This window comes from Thermasporomyces composti, from assembly GCF_003386795.1.
In the GTDB taxonomy this organism is placed as follows: Bacteria; Actinomycetota; Actinomycetes; order Propionibacteriales; family Actinopolymorphaceae; genus Thermasporomyces; species Thermasporomyces composti.
In genome coordinates this window covers 4,177,881-4,192,653 of the sequence record NZ_QTUC01000001.1, presented here as the reverse complement: position 1 = coordinate 4,192,653, position 14,773 = coordinate 4,177,881, and the positions used below count along the sequence as shown (strand labels likewise).

Genomic DNA, 14,773 nt, shown 5'->3' with positions numbered 1-14,773 from the left:
CCCGTGCTTCTCCGCGCGCGTGTGCCGGCAGCTGTCACCCAGCTAGCCGCTGCGGCGTAGGTCCCGGATCTCCGGTAGTCGCCGGAAGCCGGCTGACGTGTAGGTAGCGACGGCGCCGACGTTGGAGCTGGGCGTGCAGACGGTCGCACTCGACGAGCCGAGCTCCTGGAGTGCCGCCGCCGCAGCGATACTGATCGCCGTGCCGTATCCGTGACCGCGATGTTCCCGGTGCACGCCCATCGGCTCGAGCAATCCGGGCTTCCCCGGTCCTGCCGACCACACCGTCACGGCCGCGACCGCGTTGCCCTGGTCGTCGTACGCGACCGGGCACCGGGCGTCGGCGTATGGCAAGCCGGCCGCCATCGCGTGCCAGCGCTGGTCGGTGAACGTCGAGCTGTCGAACGCTGCCCGCTGGACGGCGGCGCGCACGTGCGCCTGCTCCGGTCCGATCACCTCGATCCGCACGTCTGGTCCCTCCACCGGCTCGGTGAGGTCGCACTGCAGCGGTGTCCACGGCTCACCGACGTTCCAGCCGTCGTCGACGAGCAGCTCCCGGACCAGTGCGCCCGTGGGCGCCGCAACAAATGCGTCCCCCTCCATCAGGACGCCGCGTTCCGGCTCGGTCACGTCCTTGACGATCTGCTGCGCGACTTCTTCGTCCCGCTGGGCGTCCGGCGCGAGCGCCAGCCGCAACAGCTCGGGACCGTCCAGCAGCCCGACGGCGAGAATCTGTCCGCCCCGACTCCACGTCCGAACCGCCGCGGCCGTGGCCTCCGCCCCGTACCGCCAGAACCAGCCCAGGTCCCCCGGTGTAGTTGCACCGGCGCCCCGTCGTCCTGCCACTCCCGCAGCGCGCCCACGGCCTCGCTCAAGCTCTCGATCCCGGGCATGTCCAACTCGATCGCCATGGCCTCGATCACACACCACCACGCCGGTCGTCCGCACTGGGTTATGGACCGGGGCCGTGCCCGGGCGCCGTCGCGGACGTCAAGCGCGGTCAGGCGGCGTGCCGCGGTCGACCGGCTCCGGTATGGGACGGAGGCACCGGCTGCCTCGACCTGGCCAGCCCTGCAACCTGGAATGAGGCCCCTCGGAGCCCTCGAGGGCCCGCACACCTCCCGGGCCCCAGGTCATCACCGAGCAGCCCGATGTTTCGGCGACGACAGTGATGCCGGGCCTTCACAACGGGAACGGGTGAAACCGCTACCTACGTCTGGGCTGAGCTGGATCGGCGGGTGTTGCCGTCCTTGGCCGGGCGCTGCCTCCGGCCAAGGACGAGGGTCAGTCAACGACTCAGGAGTCCTCACCCGAAGAGCTCCTGAACTGTGCTCGTTGATCTTGTTGATGGTGGGCGATGCTGGGATCGAACCAGCGACCTCTTCGGTGTGAACGAAGCGCTCTCCCGCTGAGCTAATCGCCCCCTGCCATCGCTTCGCACTCGGCCGTGGATGGCGAAGGAAACCTTAGCGCACTCCCCTTCATCTCCACGAGCGCACCCACTCCATGAGCGACATGACCGGGGACGGCCATCCGTACCGGGCTACCCACCACGAGCCGGCCGCGGCCAGCGCCAGCACGACGACGGCCGCGATCCCGAGGTTCCGCCTGCGGACCCTCGGGTCCAACGCCCGCGCGCTCGCCTCCCGAGCCCGACGTTTGGCCCAGTCCAAGACATGGTGGGCCCAGGCGAACTCGGTCGCCAGAATCGCCAAACCCAGGATGACGGTGAGCCATCCCGGGCCGGGCGTCACGAACATCACCAACCCGGCGAGGACGAACGTCACGCCGACGATGAACACCCCAGCCCGCCAGGTTGTGTCCAGCGTGCGTGAACGTCGTACCCGGCGACGTATCCGGCGCAGCGGTGCGCCGATGCGGTGCCACCGATGAGAGGCGCCCGCGGGATCCACGGCCGGATCCTCGACCATCGTCCCCGTCGACGCGTGCACCGCCGTGGGGCCAGGCTCCGGCGTCTCGGCGCGAGGCTGGCGAACCCGGTCCTCAGGCATCACACCCCTCCTGGATTCCTCTCACCGACCGGGCGGCGTGCGGGCGCGCGGAGACGGTCCGGTGGCCCGATTCGGACACCGCGCGTGAGACTACCGTGCCGGTGACGTGCCTACCCCGCTTGTGTACCCGGCGTCGTGGCGCTCCGAGCCGCGATCCCGCGATCTCGTCTCACATAATGAGAATCTTCGGGGTGCGAATATCACCAGACCGGGACGCAGGTGTCTCCTGGGTTTGAGGATTGGCCCTTGGTAGGAGCAGACTCTGGCCCAATGGCCCTACCGCCGGTCCCTTGATCACCCACGGAAAGGCCCGTGCCCCCTGATGGATGCACTTCCTGCTTCGGTGACACACGCCCTGCCGTTGCGTCTGATCGACGGTTCCGGCACGGCGCTGAGCCTGACCGCCGAGCTGCGGTATGACGCCTCGGACCCGTACGCTGTCGACGCTATCTTCCACACCGGCGATCCCAAAGGGGTGCGCTGGGTGTTCGCTCGACAGCTGCTGTCCGAAGGGCTCTTCCGGCCCACCGGCGAAGGCGACGTGCACGTGTCACCGCTCGTCGACGACAACGGTCGGGCCATCGTGCTGATCGAGCTTCGCTCGCCCGACGGTGAGGCGGTCCTCCACGCGCCCGCGGACGCCCTCGCGGCGTTCCTGCAGAGCACCTACGGCATCGTCCCGCCGGGCGGCGAGAGCATGCACATCGACCTCGACCTCCTCGTCGAGGAGCTCCGCCGCGGGCCCACAACAGGGCTCTGACGGCTCCTGGGGCCCCGGATCTTCCTCACAGCCCTCGGCTCAGGGCGCCCTCACGAGCTGCCCGCTCAGGGGTCGACGAGCTCGGCCGCCCGCTCGGCGAAGACTCGCATCGCCTCGGCGGTGATCGGCCCCGGCGCGTCCAGCGTCCTGCCGTCCACGGCGTGCACAGCCTGGACGTCACGGGTGGTGGAGGTGAGAAAGATCTCATCCGCGTCAGCCAGCGCGCTCATGGGCAGGTCCTTCTCCTGGCCCCCGTACCACTCCAGGACGAGCGCGCGAGTCACGCCGGCGAGGCACCCGGCGGACAGCGGCGGCGTGTAGAGCTGGCCGTCCAGGACGACGAAGACGTTCGACCCGGTGCCCTCGCAGAGATTGCCGACCGTGTTGGCGAACAGCGCCTCGGATGCCCCGCGCTCGAGCGCGTACGCCAGCGCCATGACGTTCTCGCCGTACGAGGTCGTCTTCAGACCCGTCAGCGCGCCGCGCTCGTTGCGTGGCCACGGCACCGTCACGACCGCCGTGGACGTGGGTCGTGTTCCGAGCGGCGCGATGCCGACGACGATCGTCAGACCCTGATCACCGCGCTCGGAGGCCAGCGGACCCGGACCTCCGGTCACGGTGATCCGGAGCCTGCCGTCCGGCTGATCCCAGCCGGAGAGGACCTCACTGATCCCCTGGCGCACGACAGCGAGGTCGGGTTTGCCGAGCCCGAGCCCGTCGGCCGACCGGACCAGCCTGTCCAGGTGCCGCCGCAGCGCGAACGGCTCGCCGTTGACGACCTTGACGGTCTCGAAGACCCCGTCGCCGACGGTGAGGCCGTGGTCGATCGGCGAGATCGCGGGCTGCGAGGGATCTTCCACGAGGCGACCGTTGACCCACACCCTCATGGCGCGTTCGTTCCCTTCTCGTGGCCTTGTCAGGGCACCACTATGGACCTGTCGGCCCAGGGCTTACTCGCCGCCCCGGATGTCGCTGTCCAGGCCTCGGGCTCGCCTCGTCCTCACCCGTGAGGAGCGTGCCGTGGCGGCCGGAGCGAGAGTGCGACGGGTCGCGCCCGAACCGAGCCAGACGCTTCCCTCCATCGTCGCCCAGGTCCGGGCGCCGGGCCAGAGGCCGTCCGTCTCGGCGCCGAGCCACCCGGACCCGCGGCACACTCGAAAAAGCCCCACCCCCCACGTGCACGCTTCGCCGAGGATGGGCTAAAGTGCTCTGCGCGTCGAGCGATACGGCGCGACGCAGGCGGACGTAGCGCAGTTGGTAGCGCATCACCTTGCCAAGGTGAGGGTCGCGGGTTCGAGTCCCGTCGTCCGCTCGGAGCGGGCCTGGGGGTCTGGGGTTTGCCTCCCAGGACAACGCAGCGCAGGCCTGTCGCTGGTGGAGTGGCCGAGAGGCGAGGCAACGGCCTGCAAAGCCGTGTACACGGGTTCAAATCCCGTCTCCACCTCGAATGACCCGACACGGGCGATTAGCTCAGTGGGAGAGCGCTACCTTGACACGGTAGAGGTCACTGGTTCAATCCCAGTATCGCCCACCACATTTGACCAGGTCAGAGGCGGTATCTCACGGATGGTCCACCGCCTCTGACCCGGGTTTCGATGCACTGATGTACAAACTGCTCGCCACAGGCCTCAGGTAGAGCCGTCGGCTCGTGTCTTGAAAAGCTGATCCAACTCCGGTCTCCCTCGTCTCGAGCAGATCTGGCTTTCCCTCTCCGCAGCGCTTCACGGCGTGCTCGCCACACCGACGCTCCCGCCCGCCGCGCCCTGAGTTCAGCGTGGTGTGTGGGCCCACGTCCCAGCGAGGTCGGTGACGCGTTCATGGTGTGGCGCGACCTAGACCTCTCCGTCGAGGCGCCAGGCGTGACCATCGCGGACTTCTTCGAGCTCGGCGCGCACGTCACGGAGCGGCGTGGAAGTCCTTCTTCGGCGACAACCGGGCGGGGTGTCGCTTGTGGACTCCGCCTTGGGGAGCTCGCGAACGGCGCGTGGACGTTCGGTATCTGGGCGGTCGACCGGTTCGCGAGCGTCGTGGCTCAGGCGCTCGAGTTCGTCGACCGTCTCACGCCTGAGGCCTGACGCGATCCTGCGCATCAAAGAGCGGTGTTGGGACGATCCTCACTGCCGAGGAACGATCACGAGCGACCTGATCGACCGAGCCGTTCTCGACTCTGGCGTCAGGGCGATCGCGGACTTCGAGTCCTACGTCGCAGCGGGTAGGGCGCTCGGCCTCCGCCAGAAGCTCGGTATGGCCGCGTCCGTGTCGCGTCGAGCGAAGCTCAGCGTCCGGCGATGCGCGGCCGCTCAGACAAGCTCGAGGCCTCCGTCGACGGTGAGCACCTGGCCGGTCAACCATGTGGCGCTGGGATCGGCTAGGCGCAGCATCCAGGTGGCGATCTCGTCAGGTGAGCCACGGCGGCCCAGTGGGACGCGGGCGGCCTCGTCCTCTTTGCTCCGCTCGATGACAGCGGGCGGCAGGCCCGCCGCGGCGAGAGCCTCGCTCTCGGTAGGGCCGGGAGCTATGGCGTTGACTCGAATGCCGTCGGCGGCCAGCTCGAGGGCCCAGCTGCGGGTGAGGTGCTCAAGGGCGGCCTTGGTCGCGGCGTCGTGAGCGGCGCCAGGCGCAGGCCGATGACCGTACGTGCTCGAGACGTTGAGGATCGATCCCTTCGTCCGACGCAGGTGCGGTAAGGCAGCGCGGGCGAGCAGACTCGGTGCGTGACGCGCAAGCCGACCAGCTCGTCGATGCCGTCGACGGTGGTCTCGGCGAGAGGCATCACCTTGAGCGCGCCCGCGTTGTTCACCAGAACGTCGAGGCGTCCCCACCGGCTGACAGCGGCGTCGACGATCGTGTGGTGAACGTCCGCGGCGCAGGTCAGCGGGATGGGTGACGATCGCGGGGTGACCGGCGGCCGTCTCGGCCAGTGCGGCCTGACGGCGTCCCACCGCGAGGACGCCAGCCCCAGCGCGGGCGAAGGCACGAGCGGCGGCTCGACCTATGCCTGACCCAGCACCATTGACGATGACGACCCTGCCGGTGAAGTCCGTGCTCAGCTCCACCGCCACTCCTTGTTCGATGTTCGATGAACGGCGAATAAGGTAGCATCGTCGCGTGAAGCGGGCGCGTCACCCGGACGTAGCGGAGATGAGCCTCACCGCGGTGATGGGAGCGTTGAGCGATCCGATCCGCGTCGGGCTAGTGCGCGTGCTCGCCGACGGCCGAGAGCGGGGATGGGGCGAGCTCCACGCACCGGTGGCCAAGTCCACGCTCAGCCACCACCTGCGCGTGCTACGGGACGCGGGTCTCACCCGAACGCGCCAAGAAGGCACCCGATGTTTCGTCCGGCTCCGCGCCGAGGACCTGCACGAGAGGTTTCCAGGGCTCCTCGAGGCCGTCCTCCGCGCGGCCGACAGAGACGACGTCGGAGGGCAGGTCAGCGTGGCCGAGGACTCGCCTCACTGACAACGACGAATGTCGAGGAGGCTCTGTCTCCGCGACGGCTCAAGCGTGGCGACGACCGCCGCGATGGGGTCTTTGTCACACCTGGGTTCCTGGCTCCGACCAACTGTCCGCTAAGGTAAAGACACGGTAAAGGCGACTGGAGGAGGTGGCACGTCTGGTGTGTGCCACTTCCGCCTTGCTCCGGCCGGTCATCGGTCTGCTGCTGGGGCTCGCGCTGATCTTCCTCATCGTTGACGTCGGGCCGCGCTGGCAGACCACCTCAGCGGCGTGGGCAACACGCGGCATCCCCGCGTCGGGCGCTGTGAGCAGCTGCGTCGCCCACGACCACGGCGCGCCGCCCGTGCCGGTTCCGCAGCCCTCGCCGCGGACGGACAGCGGCGACCACGCCGTCGTCGCGAGCTGCGCGACCACGGCGTTGACGCACGCCCTGGACTCCACCCCGCCAGTCCAGCTGCAGTCCGACACGCCAACGCCGGTGTGCTGCCTCATCAGCACAGGGACAAGCGCCCCTCGCGGCACCGAGACCCGCGTGTACACCTCCCGGGCCCCGCCAGCGTCGTCACCCGCCAGCTGACCAGCCAACCTGCCCGTCACCTCAAGGGCCGCGATCCGGCCCTTGAGAACCAGCGAGATCCCGCACCGCGTCCAGCGGTGGACGGGATGCGGCTCGTTCGAGCGCCAGTCTCCGTAACCTCACCGGCGGCGAGTCGCCGCCACTCCGGACTTCGCGATCGCCCACGACCTCGCGGACGAGGTCTGGGGAGGTGGGTCGAAGCGACCTAGTCAGCTCCCTCCGTGGTCGTGTGGGGAACGACGGCGCCCCAGCGTCACTCGACGACGGTCGTTCGTACGACCCGCACCTGCCGTGCGGCGACGCGAGGTGCGGCCGACACGCCGAGGCGGGGCCGGAGAAGCGCGCCGAACGGGTACCGACGGGTCGTAGTGAACGACTGGAGACCCCGTGACCCCGAACGAGCTCAATGCGATCCTCTTCGGCGCGCTGCTCGTGCTGCTCGTTGCCGTGGCCGCGGTGCGTCTGGCGGTCCGTGCCGGTCTGCCGTTGCTCCTCGTCTTCCTCACGATCGGGTTGGCGATCGGAGAGGCGGGCCTCGGACTGGAGTTCGAGAACGCGACGCTGACCCAGGAACTCGGCCTCATCGCCCTCGGCGTCATCCTCGCCGAAGGTGGTCTCACCACCCGCTGGTCGGTGATTCGGCCCGTCCTCGGGCTCTCGGTGACGCTGGCGACGGTCGGCGTGCTGATCACCGTCGCCATCACAGCAGTCCTGGCCCATCTGTTCCTCGGCCTCGATTGGCGCACCGCGATTCTGGTGGCCGCCGCCGTGGGGTCGACTGACGCCGCGGCTGTCTTCTCCGTGCTGCGTCGCCTTCACCTGCGACCTCGGATGGCCGCGGCGCTCGAGGCCGAGTCGGGTTTCAACGACCCGCCCGTCGTCATCCTCGTCACCCTGGTTCTGTCCGACGCCTGGACGGATGCGAACCCCATCGCCGCCGCCGGTCAGGTCCTCTACCAGCTCGTCGTCGGCGTCCTGGTCGGCCTGGTCGCCGGTCGGGTCGGCGAGTGGGTACTCTCCCGCAGCGCGCTCCCCGCCGCCGGGCTCTACCCAGTCGCCACGATGGCGCTCGCGCTGCTCGCCTACGCGGGCGCGGGCCTCGCCGGCGCCAGCGGACTGCTCGCGGCGTACGTCGCGGGCGTGTGGCTGGGTAACGCCCAACTCCCCCACAAGCGAGCCACCATGGGCTTCGCCGAGGGCATGGCGTGGGTCGCCCAGATCGGCCTCTTCGTGCTCCTGGGCCTGCTGGCCAGCCCGTCGCGCCTGCTCGGCGTGCTGGTCCCCGCGCTCATCGTCGGGGGAGCACTCCTCCTGGTCGCCCGACCACTCACGGTGTTCCTCTGCTCCGTCTGGTTCCGCGTCCCCTGGCGTGAGCAGGCGTTCATGTCCTGGGCAGGGCTCCGCGGCGCCGTGCCCATCGTGGTGTCGACCCTTCCGCTCAGCGCGGGGATTCCCACCGCCCACGAGATCTTCGACATCGTCTTCGTGCTCGTGGTCGTGTTCATCCTCATCCAGGCTCCGGTGCTGCCCTTCCTCGCCCGGCGCCTGGGTGTGGCCGACGAGCCGACCCGCGAGCTCAACATCGAAGCCGCGCCGCTGGAGGAAGCCCACGCCGACATCCTCCAGGTGGCGGTCCCCGAAGGCAGTGGCCTCATCGGGGTCTACATCGACGAGCTTCGGCTGCCGCGCCACGCGGCCGTGAGCCTCATCGTCCGAGGCGGACACACCTTCGTGCCCGACCAAAGCACCGCGATCGCCGCGGGTGACCAGCTGCTCGTGGTGGTCGAGGCCTCGGCGCGCGGGGAGACCGAGCGCCGCCTGCGCGCGGTCGGTCGTGCCGGCCGGCTCGCCCGGTGGTTCGGCGAGCAAGGTCAAGAGCGGCCATCGCAGCCGAGCCCGCGGCCGAGTCGCCTCTTCGGGCGACAGCGACGGCCGCAGCCCGCACCGACCCACGCACGACGACGTGCCTAACGTGCCAGTGCCCATCCCCGGACCGAGGACAAGCCACTCGTGATGACCGCTCTACTCGCAGTCGCGATCTTCGTCATCGCCTACGCCCTCATCGCCTCCGAGAAGGTCAACCGGGCTGCCGCCGCGCTCGGCGGTGCCGCCGTCATGGCCGTCGCCGGCATCGTCGACGCGCACTCCGCGTTCTTCTCGGAGGAGACGGGGGTCGACTGGAACGTCATCTTCCTGCTGCTGGGGATGATGATCATCGTCAGCATCCTCAAGCAGACCGGCGTGTTCCAGGCCGTCGCGATCTGGGCGGCCAAACGGGCGCGAGGAGAGCCCTACCGGCTCATGGTGATGCTGCTCCTCGTCACCGGGCTGGTGTCGCCCGTGCTCGACAACGTCACGACGGTCCTGCTCGTCGCGCCGGTCACGATCCTGGTGTGTCGGCGTCTTGGCCTGCCGGTGGCGCCCTACCTCATCGCCGAGGTCCTCGCCTCGAACATCGGCGGTGCCGCCACGCTCATCGGCGACCCGCCCAACATCATCATCGGCAGCCGCGCCGGCCTGTCGTTCAACGACTTCCTCATCCACATGGCGCCGATCATCGCCGTCCTACTGGTCGTCTTCGCGCTGCTGTGCCGCCTGATGTTCCGGTCGACGTTCCGGCACAAGCCGGCCAACGCCACCGAGGTCATGGAGCTGAACGAGCGTGAGGCGATCAAGGACCCCAAGATGCTCGTCCGCTGCCTGATCGTCCTCGGCGCGGTGATCGTCGGCTTCTGCCTCCACGCTGTGGTGCACATCGAGCCGTCCATCGTCGCCCTGCTCGGCGCCGGCGTCATGATCCTCGTCTCCCGCACCACGCCCGAGCAGTTCCTCGAGGAGGTCGAGTGGCCGACCCTCGTCTTCTTCATGGGACTCTTCGTGCTGGTCGGCGGTCTGGTCACCACCGGCGTCATCGAGCGCGTCGGTGAGTTCCTGATCGACGCGGTGGGTGAGAACTACCTGCTGGCCGCCACCGCTCTGCTGTTCGGCTCGGTGATCCTCGGCATGTTCTTCGACAACATCCCCTACGTCGCGACGATGGTCCCCATCGTGGCCGGGCTGGTGGCCACCGTTCCGGACCCCGAGCAGGCGAACGCGCTGTGGTGGGCCTTCGCGCTCGGCGCCGACCTCGGCGGCAACGGCACCGCAGTAGCCGCGAGCGCCAACGTCGTGGTCCTCGGCATCGCCGCGCGCAACGGGGAGCCGATCAGCTTCTGGGACTTCACCAGGTACGGGCTGCTCACGACGGCCGTGACGGCCTTGTTGGCGTGGCCGTACGTCTGGCTCCGCTACTTCGTCTGAGCGGACGAGTCCGGCCGAGCGATCGGGTTCGGCTGAGCGTTCATCGGAACGGTCGACGCGCCCGCTTCGGTCGCACCGTCGTGGTCGACGGGGCGGCCGGGGCGGGCGCGTTCGGCTTCCGCACGGCGCGCTGCCTCGACCACGCGCTCGTCGGGCGTCACCGTTGGCTCGCTGTCGTACGGATCAGCGAACGCACCGTCCGCGGTCGCCCCCTCCGGAGTGGCCGGCTCGACACCGGGACCAGGTTGCCGGCTCCCGGCTCGTCGTCGCGCGGAAGGCTCACGGTGCTGGGCGAGCTCGTTGACCGTCGCGGCGAACGCCGCTCCGATGAGCAACGCGATCACGACCAGGTAGAGCCAGAGCAGGATGACGATCGGCGCCGCGAGCGGGCCGTAGATCGAGGTGCCCCCGATGGCATGGCCCAGGACCCACCGCAGGACGGAGCCACCACCGATCCACAGCAGCATCGCCACGACCGCGCCGGCGAAGTTGTGCCGCCACGGCGTGCGGGCGGGCACGGCGACGTGGTAGAGCGAGGTGAGCGACGTCGTCGACGCCACCACGACCGTCGGCCAGTACAGCAGGTTGAGCACGTCGAGCCGCTCGGGCAGCACGGCGTTAACCAGCGAGGGCCCGGCCAGGACCAGCGGGATGACCGAGACCGCCATCGCCAGAGCCGCGACGTAGAGCGTGAAGGACAGCACCCGGGTCCGCACGATCCCCCGCCGCCCGCCAAGGCCGTGCATGATCGCGATCGTGTCGATGAGGACGTTGAGCGCGCGAGAGCCCGACCACAGGGCCAGCACGAACCCCACCGAGATGACGTCGGCCCGTCCCCGCTCCAGCACCGCGTCCAGCGTCGGCACGATGACGCGCTGCACGCTCTCCTCGGTGAGAGCCTGCCGCGCGAGCTCGACCAGCTCCGCCTTGACCGTCTCCACGGTGGACTCGCCGAAACCGCCCACCACGTACCCGATGGAGCCGGCGAGACCGAAGACCAGAGGCGGCAGGGACAGGATCGCGAAGAAGGCGCCTTCGGCCGCCAGACCCGTGACGCGGTACCGCAGACAGGAGGCCACCGTGCCGCGCAGCAGACGCCACGGAAGCCAGCTCCGAAGACCTCGCCGAAGGCGCCCGCCCGCACGCCGCGCGGACGGGACGTTCATGGGCATACCGTAACCAGCCGGTGAACGCCGGTCTCATCGACGCCGACCACCTACCGTGGGCCCATGGACCTGACGTCGCCGCACCGACGCCGGCCTCAGCGCGAACGCGGAGAGACCCACGCCGTCACCAACCAGCCGCCCCCTCTCGAGCCCTACGACGCTCTGGCCACCGACCGCGCCCTCACCGAGGCGCTGGAGCGCTGGGCGCGCCCCGCGCTGGACGGAGCGGCCGGAGCCCGGCTCGCCGAGATCGGCGCGCTGACCGGGTCCCCCCGGGCCCGTGCGTGGGCGTTCGAGGCGCACCGCCATCCACCCCGCCTCGTGACGCACGACCGCTACGGCCACCGCGTGGACGAGGTGGAGTTCCATCCCGCTTGGCACGAGCTCCTCCACCACGCCGTCGGCTGGGGGCTGCACGCGACACCCTGGACGTCCACGGAGCCGCACGCCCATCTCGCCCGCGCCGCTGGCTTCTACCTGTGGAGCCAGGCGGAGGCCGGCCACGGGTGCCCGGTCTCGATGACCTACGCGTCTGTCCCCGCGCTCGGCGCCGAGCCCGACCTCGCGGCCGAGTGGACGCCACGGCTCGCCGCCACCACGTACGACCCGGGCCTGCGACCACCGGCGGCCAAGCGTGGGTGCTTGGCCGGGATGGCGATGACAGAGAAGCAAGGCGGCTCCGACGTCCGGTCCAACACCACCGTCGCCGAGCCGGTCGGGCCGGACGGCGAGTACGTCCTGACCGGGCACAAGTGGTTCTGCTCGGCACCCATGAACGACCTGTTCCTCGTGCTCGCCCAGGCACCGGGAGGGCTCACCTGCTTCGCCCTCCCACGCGTGCTCCCGGACGGCAGCCGTAACACGTTCCGCCTGATGCGGCTGAAGGACAAGCTCGGGAACCGGTCGAACGCCTCGGCGGAAGTGGAGTTCGAGTCGACGTGGGCGCGTCGGATCGGCGAGGAGGGACGTGGCGTGGCGACGATCATGGCCATGGTCGCGGCCACGCGTCTGGACTGCGTCCTGGGCTCAGCGGCGCTCATGCGCCGGGCTGTGACCGAGGCGATCTGGCACGCTCGGCACCGGCACAGCTTCGGTGGTCCCCTCGCCGACAAGCCGGCCATGGTGAACGTCCTCGCCGACCTCGCCGTGGAGCAGGAGGCGGCGACCACGCTGGCCATGCGGCTCGCCGCCGCCGTCGACGCCTCGACCACCAGCCCACGCGAGCAGGCCTTGCTTCGCCTGGCATTGCCGGCGGCGAAGTACTTCATCTGCAAGCGGACGCCCAGCCTGGTCGCGGAGGCGCTGGAGTGCCTCGGCGGCAACGGCTACGTCGAGGAGTCGGGCATGCCCCTGCTGTTTCGGGAGTCACCCCTCAACTCGATCTGGGAGGGCTCGGGCTCCATCCAAGCCCTGGACGTCCTTCGCGCGTTGCGACGTGAGCCTGACGCGCTGGACGCCCTCCTCGGCGAGGTCGCCCCAGCCCGCGGCGCCGATCCTCGGCTCGACCGCGCGATCGAGCACCTCCTCGCCGCGCTCGCCGACCTGGACGAGCCGGAGTGGCGTGCTCGGCGGCTGACCGAGCGCCTGACCCTCGTCCTCCAGGGGGCGCTGCTCGTGCGTTACGCGCCGGCCGAGATCGCCGACGCGTTCTGCGCGTCACGCCTCGGTCCCGACTGGTCCGGCACGTTTGGGACGCTCCCTCGGGGCGTCGACGGACCGAACATCCTGCGTCGAGCGCTCCCGCCGCTCTGAGTGGAGCTCCCGCCCACCGCAGCACCCGGCGGATGACCGGCCACGACGCCGAACACCAGCCGGTATCCCCGCATACCGCCGATCGAGGCCCCGGCGGACATCGTGCCCGCGCCCGGAGAAGCCGACACCCGCCCTCGTGACCGGAGGGCCGGCCGCCCTCGACTAGGCTCGGACCTACCGCGACTGGCGCGACAAGGTGGAGTCAACCACCGGGGAGCGGCGTACGGGTGGGCGTGTGCCGACCCGCGCGAGCACGGGCACCGCGCGCCTGGGTGCCTGGGTCATCGAAACCCGCCGTCACCACCGCTGACCCAGGAGGAGAGCGATGACGACACACAGTGGTCCGCTGGATCTCACTGCCCGGCTGGCCGACGCCGATCCCGAGATCGCCGCGCTCGTCGAGGCGGAGGGGCGGCGCCAGTTCGAGAAGATCCGGCTGATCCCGAGTGAGAACTACGTCTCCCGGGCGGTGCTGGAGGCGACGGGCACGGTCCTCACCAACAAGTACTCCGAGGGCTACGCCCGCAAGCGCTACTACGAGGGCCAGCAGTTCATCGACGAGGTGGAGGAGCTGGCGGTCGCCCGCGCCAAGGCGCTGTTCGGTGTCGAGCACGTCAACGTCCAGCCCTACTCCGGTTCCCCCGCGAACCTCGCGATCTACCTCGCGTTCCTGCAGCCCGGCGACACGTTCCTGTCGCTCGAGCTCCCCCACGGCGGTCACCTCACCCACGGCTCTCCGGTCTCGGCGACCGGCACGTGGTTCAGGCCGGTCCACTATGGCGTGGACAAGGAGACCGGCCGGATCGACATGGACCAGGTGCGGGACATCGCCCGCCGGGAGCGGCCGAAGCTCATCTTCTGCGGCGGTACGGCGATCCCTCGCCTCATCGACTTCCCGGCGTTCGCCGAGATCGCCCAGGAGGTCGGCGCCCTGCTCGTGGCCGACATCGCGCACATCGCCGGCCTCGTCGCCGGCGGTGCCCACCCCTCCCCCGTCGGCTACGCGCCAGTGATCTCCACGACGACGCACAAGACGCTGCGCGGGCCTCGGGGCGCGATGCTCATGACCGACGCCGAGCACGCGAAGGCCATCGACAAGGCCGTCTTCCCCGGCCTGCAGGGAGGGCCGCACAACCACACGACCGCCGCGATCGCGGTGGCGCTGCGGGAGGCGGCGACCGAGGAGTTCCGACGCTACGCCCACCAGATCGTCGCCAACGCCGCCGCGCTGGCGGAGGCGCTGCTCGAGCGCGGCTTCGACCTGGTCTCCGGCGGCACCGACAACCACCTCATCCTCATCGACCTCACGAACAAGGACATCGGCGGGAAGCCGGCCGCGAAGGCCTTGGATCGGGCGGGCCTCGAGGTCAACTTCAACACCGTGCCGTTCGACCCGCGTAAGCCGTGGTCGCCCTCGGGCATCCGGATCGGGACCCCCGCGGTCACGACGCGTGGCATGACGACCGAGCACATGCCGCGTATCGCCGCGTGGATCGACGAGGCGGTGGAGGCGGCCCGCAAGGATGACGGCGAAGCGCTGGACCGGATCGCCGCCGAGGTACGCGAGTTCACCAAGGACTTCCCGATCCCGGGTTGGCCGACTCCGTGACGCCGTCGCGGTGACGCACGCGAACCAGGGCCCTCGTCGACGCCCACGAGGGCCCTGCGCTGGTTCAGGGGCCTTGCCTGTTCGGTACGAACCTGCGCCGTGCTGAGCGGTGTCGCTCCGCGCACCCATGACCGCGGTGTCGCA

The 14,773-nt window shown here is 70.0% G+C and carries 13 protein-coding genes, 4 tRNA genes and 2 pseudogenes; 11 read left to right on the top strand and 8 right to left on the bottom strand.

Features of this window, described 5'->3' with window-relative positions; genetic code table 11:
* Positions 1–42 precede the first annotated feature (42 nt).
* From DFJ64_RS18280 to DFJ64_RS18270, 3 genes are all read right to left on the bottom strand, one after another.
* Positions 43–843 carry a GNAT family N-acetyltransferase gene (locus DFJ64_RS18280; RefSeq protein ID WP_211310667.1) on the bottom strand — a complete coding sequence of 267 codons (801 nt, stop codon included), beginning with the start codon at positions 841–843 and terminating at the stop codon, positions 43–45.
* A gap of 502 nt (positions 844–1,345) precedes the next feature.
* A tRNA-Val gene (locus tag DFJ64_RS18275) sits at positions 1,346–1,420 on the bottom strand.
* 58 nt (positions 1,421–1,478) lie between these two features.
* Positions 1,479–2,009, bottom strand: coding sequence for a TIGR02611 family protein (locus DFJ64_RS18270; protein ID WP_211310666.1), 531 nt, complete (start codon positions 2,007–2,009; stop codon positions 1,479–1,481).
* Between the two features lie 343 nt (positions 2,010–2,352).
* Here DFJ64_RS18270 and DFJ64_RS18265 point away from each other — a divergent pair, with 343 nt between their 5' ends.
* Positions 2,353–2,769: an SsgA family sporulation/cell division regulator gene (locus DFJ64_RS18265; RefSeq protein WP_245941220.1), complete on the top strand. Its 417-nt coding sequence runs from the start codon at positions 2,353–2,355 to the stop codon at positions 2,767–2,769.
* 65 nt (positions 2,770–2,834) lie between these two features.
* Here DFJ64_RS18265 and DFJ64_RS18260 read toward each other — a convergent pair whose 3' ends face one another.
* Positions 2,835–3,656, bottom strand: a complete 822-nt coding sequence (locus DFJ64_RS18260; protein ID WP_115851542.1) for an aminotransferase class IV — start codon at positions 3,654–3,656, stop codon at positions 2,835–2,837.
* 352 nt (positions 3,657–4,008) lie between these two features.
* Here DFJ64_RS18260 and DFJ64_RS18250 point away from each other — a divergent pair.
* The 4 genes from DFJ64_RS18250 to DFJ64_RS18235 all read left to right on the top strand — a co-directional run bounded on the left by DFJ64_RS18250 (position 4,009) and on the right by DFJ64_RS18235 (position 4,844).
* Positions 4,009–4,081: transfer RNA gene (locus tag DFJ64_RS18250), tRNA-Gly, on the top strand.
* Between the two features lie 61 nt (positions 4,082–4,142).
* Positions 4,143–4,213 (top strand) — tRNA-Cys (locus tag DFJ64_RS18245).
* Positions 4,214–4,228: 15 nt separating this feature from the next.
* A tRNA-Val gene (locus DFJ64_RS18240) sits at positions 4,229–4,303 on the top strand.
* Positions 4,304–4,550: 247 nt separating this feature from the next.
* A complete protein-coding gene (locus tag DFJ64_RS18235; protein ID WP_115851540.1) occupies positions 4,551–4,844 on the top strand; it encodes a hypothetical protein in 294 nt (97 codons plus the stop codon).
* A 225-nt stretch (positions 4,845–5,069) separates the two neighbouring features.
* Here DFJ64_RS18235 and DFJ64_RS18230 read toward each other — a convergent pair whose 3' ends face one another.
* The 3 genes and pseudogenes from DFJ64_RS18230 to DFJ64_RS20270 form a co-directional block, all read right to left on the bottom strand.
* Positions 5,070–5,591: an SDR family NAD(P)-dependent oxidoreductase gene (locus tag DFJ64_RS18230; RefSeq protein WP_425452220.1), complete on the bottom strand. Its 522-nt coding sequence runs from the start codon at positions 5,589–5,591 to the stop codon at positions 5,070–5,072.
* Positions 5,552–5,746 (bottom strand): annotated as a pseudogene (locus DFJ64_RS20275) (hypothetical protein); the annotation flags it as partial. The pseudogene DFJ64_RS20275 and the gene DFJ64_RS18230, both read right to left, overlap by 40 nt.
* Positions 5,673–5,825 (bottom strand): annotated as a pseudogene (locus DFJ64_RS20270) (SDR family NAD(P)-dependent oxidoreductase); the annotation flags it as partial. The pseudogenes DFJ64_RS20270 and DFJ64_RS20275, both read right to left, overlap by 74 nt.
* A gap of 52 nt (positions 5,826–5,877) precedes the next feature.
* On the opposite strand from DFJ64_RS20270, the gene DFJ64_RS18225 reads away from it, so the two are divergent.
* The 4 genes from DFJ64_RS18225 (at position 5,878) to DFJ64_RS18210 (ending at position 10,102) form a co-directional block, all read left to right on the top strand.
* On the top strand, positions 5,878–6,228 hold the full coding sequence (locus DFJ64_RS18225; RefSeq protein ID WP_245941219.1) for an ArsR/SmtB family transcription factor: 351 nt from the start codon (positions 5,878–5,880) through the stop codon (positions 6,226–6,228).
* Between the two features lie 157 nt (positions 6,229–6,385).
* Positions 6,386–6,802: a hypothetical protein gene (locus tag DFJ64_RS18220; protein WP_147304757.1), complete on the top strand. Its 417-nt coding sequence runs from the start codon at positions 6,386–6,388 to the stop codon at positions 6,800–6,802.
* 387 nt (positions 6,803–7,189) lie between these two features.
* Positions 7,190–8,773, top strand: a complete 1,584-nt coding sequence (locus tag DFJ64_RS18215; protein WP_115851537.1) for a potassium/proton antiporter — start codon at positions 7,190–7,192, stop codon at positions 8,771–8,773.
* A 42-nt stretch (positions 8,774–8,815) separates the two neighbouring features.
* Positions 8,816–10,102 carry an ArsB/NhaD family transporter gene (locus DFJ64_RS18210; RefSeq protein ID WP_115851536.1) on the top strand — a complete coding sequence of 429 codons (1,287 nt, stop codon included), beginning with the start codon at positions 8,816–8,818 and terminating at the stop codon, positions 10,100–10,102.
* Here the strand turns inward: DFJ64_RS18210 and DFJ64_RS18205 are convergent.
* Positions 10,090–11,268, bottom strand: coding sequence for a YihY/virulence factor BrkB family protein (locus tag DFJ64_RS18205; protein WP_245941218.1), 1,179 nt, complete (start codon positions 11,266–11,268; stop codon positions 10,090–10,092). The genes DFJ64_RS18210 and DFJ64_RS18205 overlap by 13 nt on opposite strands.
* A 63-nt stretch (positions 11,269–11,331) precedes the next feature.
* On the opposite strand from DFJ64_RS18205, the gene DFJ64_RS18200 reads away from it, so the two are divergent.
* Together DFJ64_RS18200 and DFJ64_RS18195 are read left to right on the top strand one after the other, a co-directional pair.
* Entirely contained in the window at positions 11,332–13,020 is a 1,689-nt protein-coding gene (locus DFJ64_RS18200; RefSeq protein WP_115851535.1) for an acyl-CoA dehydrogenase family protein, read from the top strand.
* 325 nt (positions 13,021–13,345) lie between these two features.
* The gene (locus tag DFJ64_RS18195) at positions 13,346–14,629 is read left to right on the top strand and encodes a serine hydroxymethyltransferase (protein ID WP_115851534.1); all 1,284 of its coding nucleotides are present in this window, start codon (positions 13,346–13,348) and stop codon (positions 14,627–14,629) included.
* Positions 14,630–14,773 lie beyond the last annotated feature (144 nt).

Bases quoted from the DNA above. Each gene is read 5' to 3' on its own strand.
- DFJ64_RS18205 (WP_245941218.1), bottom strand. From the start codon at position 11,268: ATGAACGTCCCGTCCGCGCGGCGTGCGGGCGGGCGCCTTCGGCGAGGT.
- DFJ64_RS18200 (WP_115851535.1), top strand. From the start codon at position 11,332: ATGGACCTGACGTCGCCGCACCGACGCCGGCCTCAGCGCGAACGCGGA.
- DFJ64_RS18260 (WP_115851542.1), bottom strand. From the start codon at position 3,656: ATGAGGGTGTGGGTCAACGGTCGCCTCGTGGAAGATCCCTCGCAGCCC.
- DFJ64_RS18270 (WP_211310666.1), bottom strand. From the start codon at position 2,009: ATGCCTGAGGACCGGGTTCGCCAGCCTCGCGCCGAGACGCCGGAGCCT.
- DFJ64_RS18195 (WP_115851534.1), top strand. From the start codon at position 13,346: ATGACGACACACAGTGGTCCGCTGGATCTCACTGCCCGGCTGGCCGAC.
- DFJ64_RS18210 (WP_115851536.1), top strand. From the start codon at position 8,816: ATGACCGCTCTACTCGCAGTCGCGATCTTCGTCATCGCCTACGCCCTC.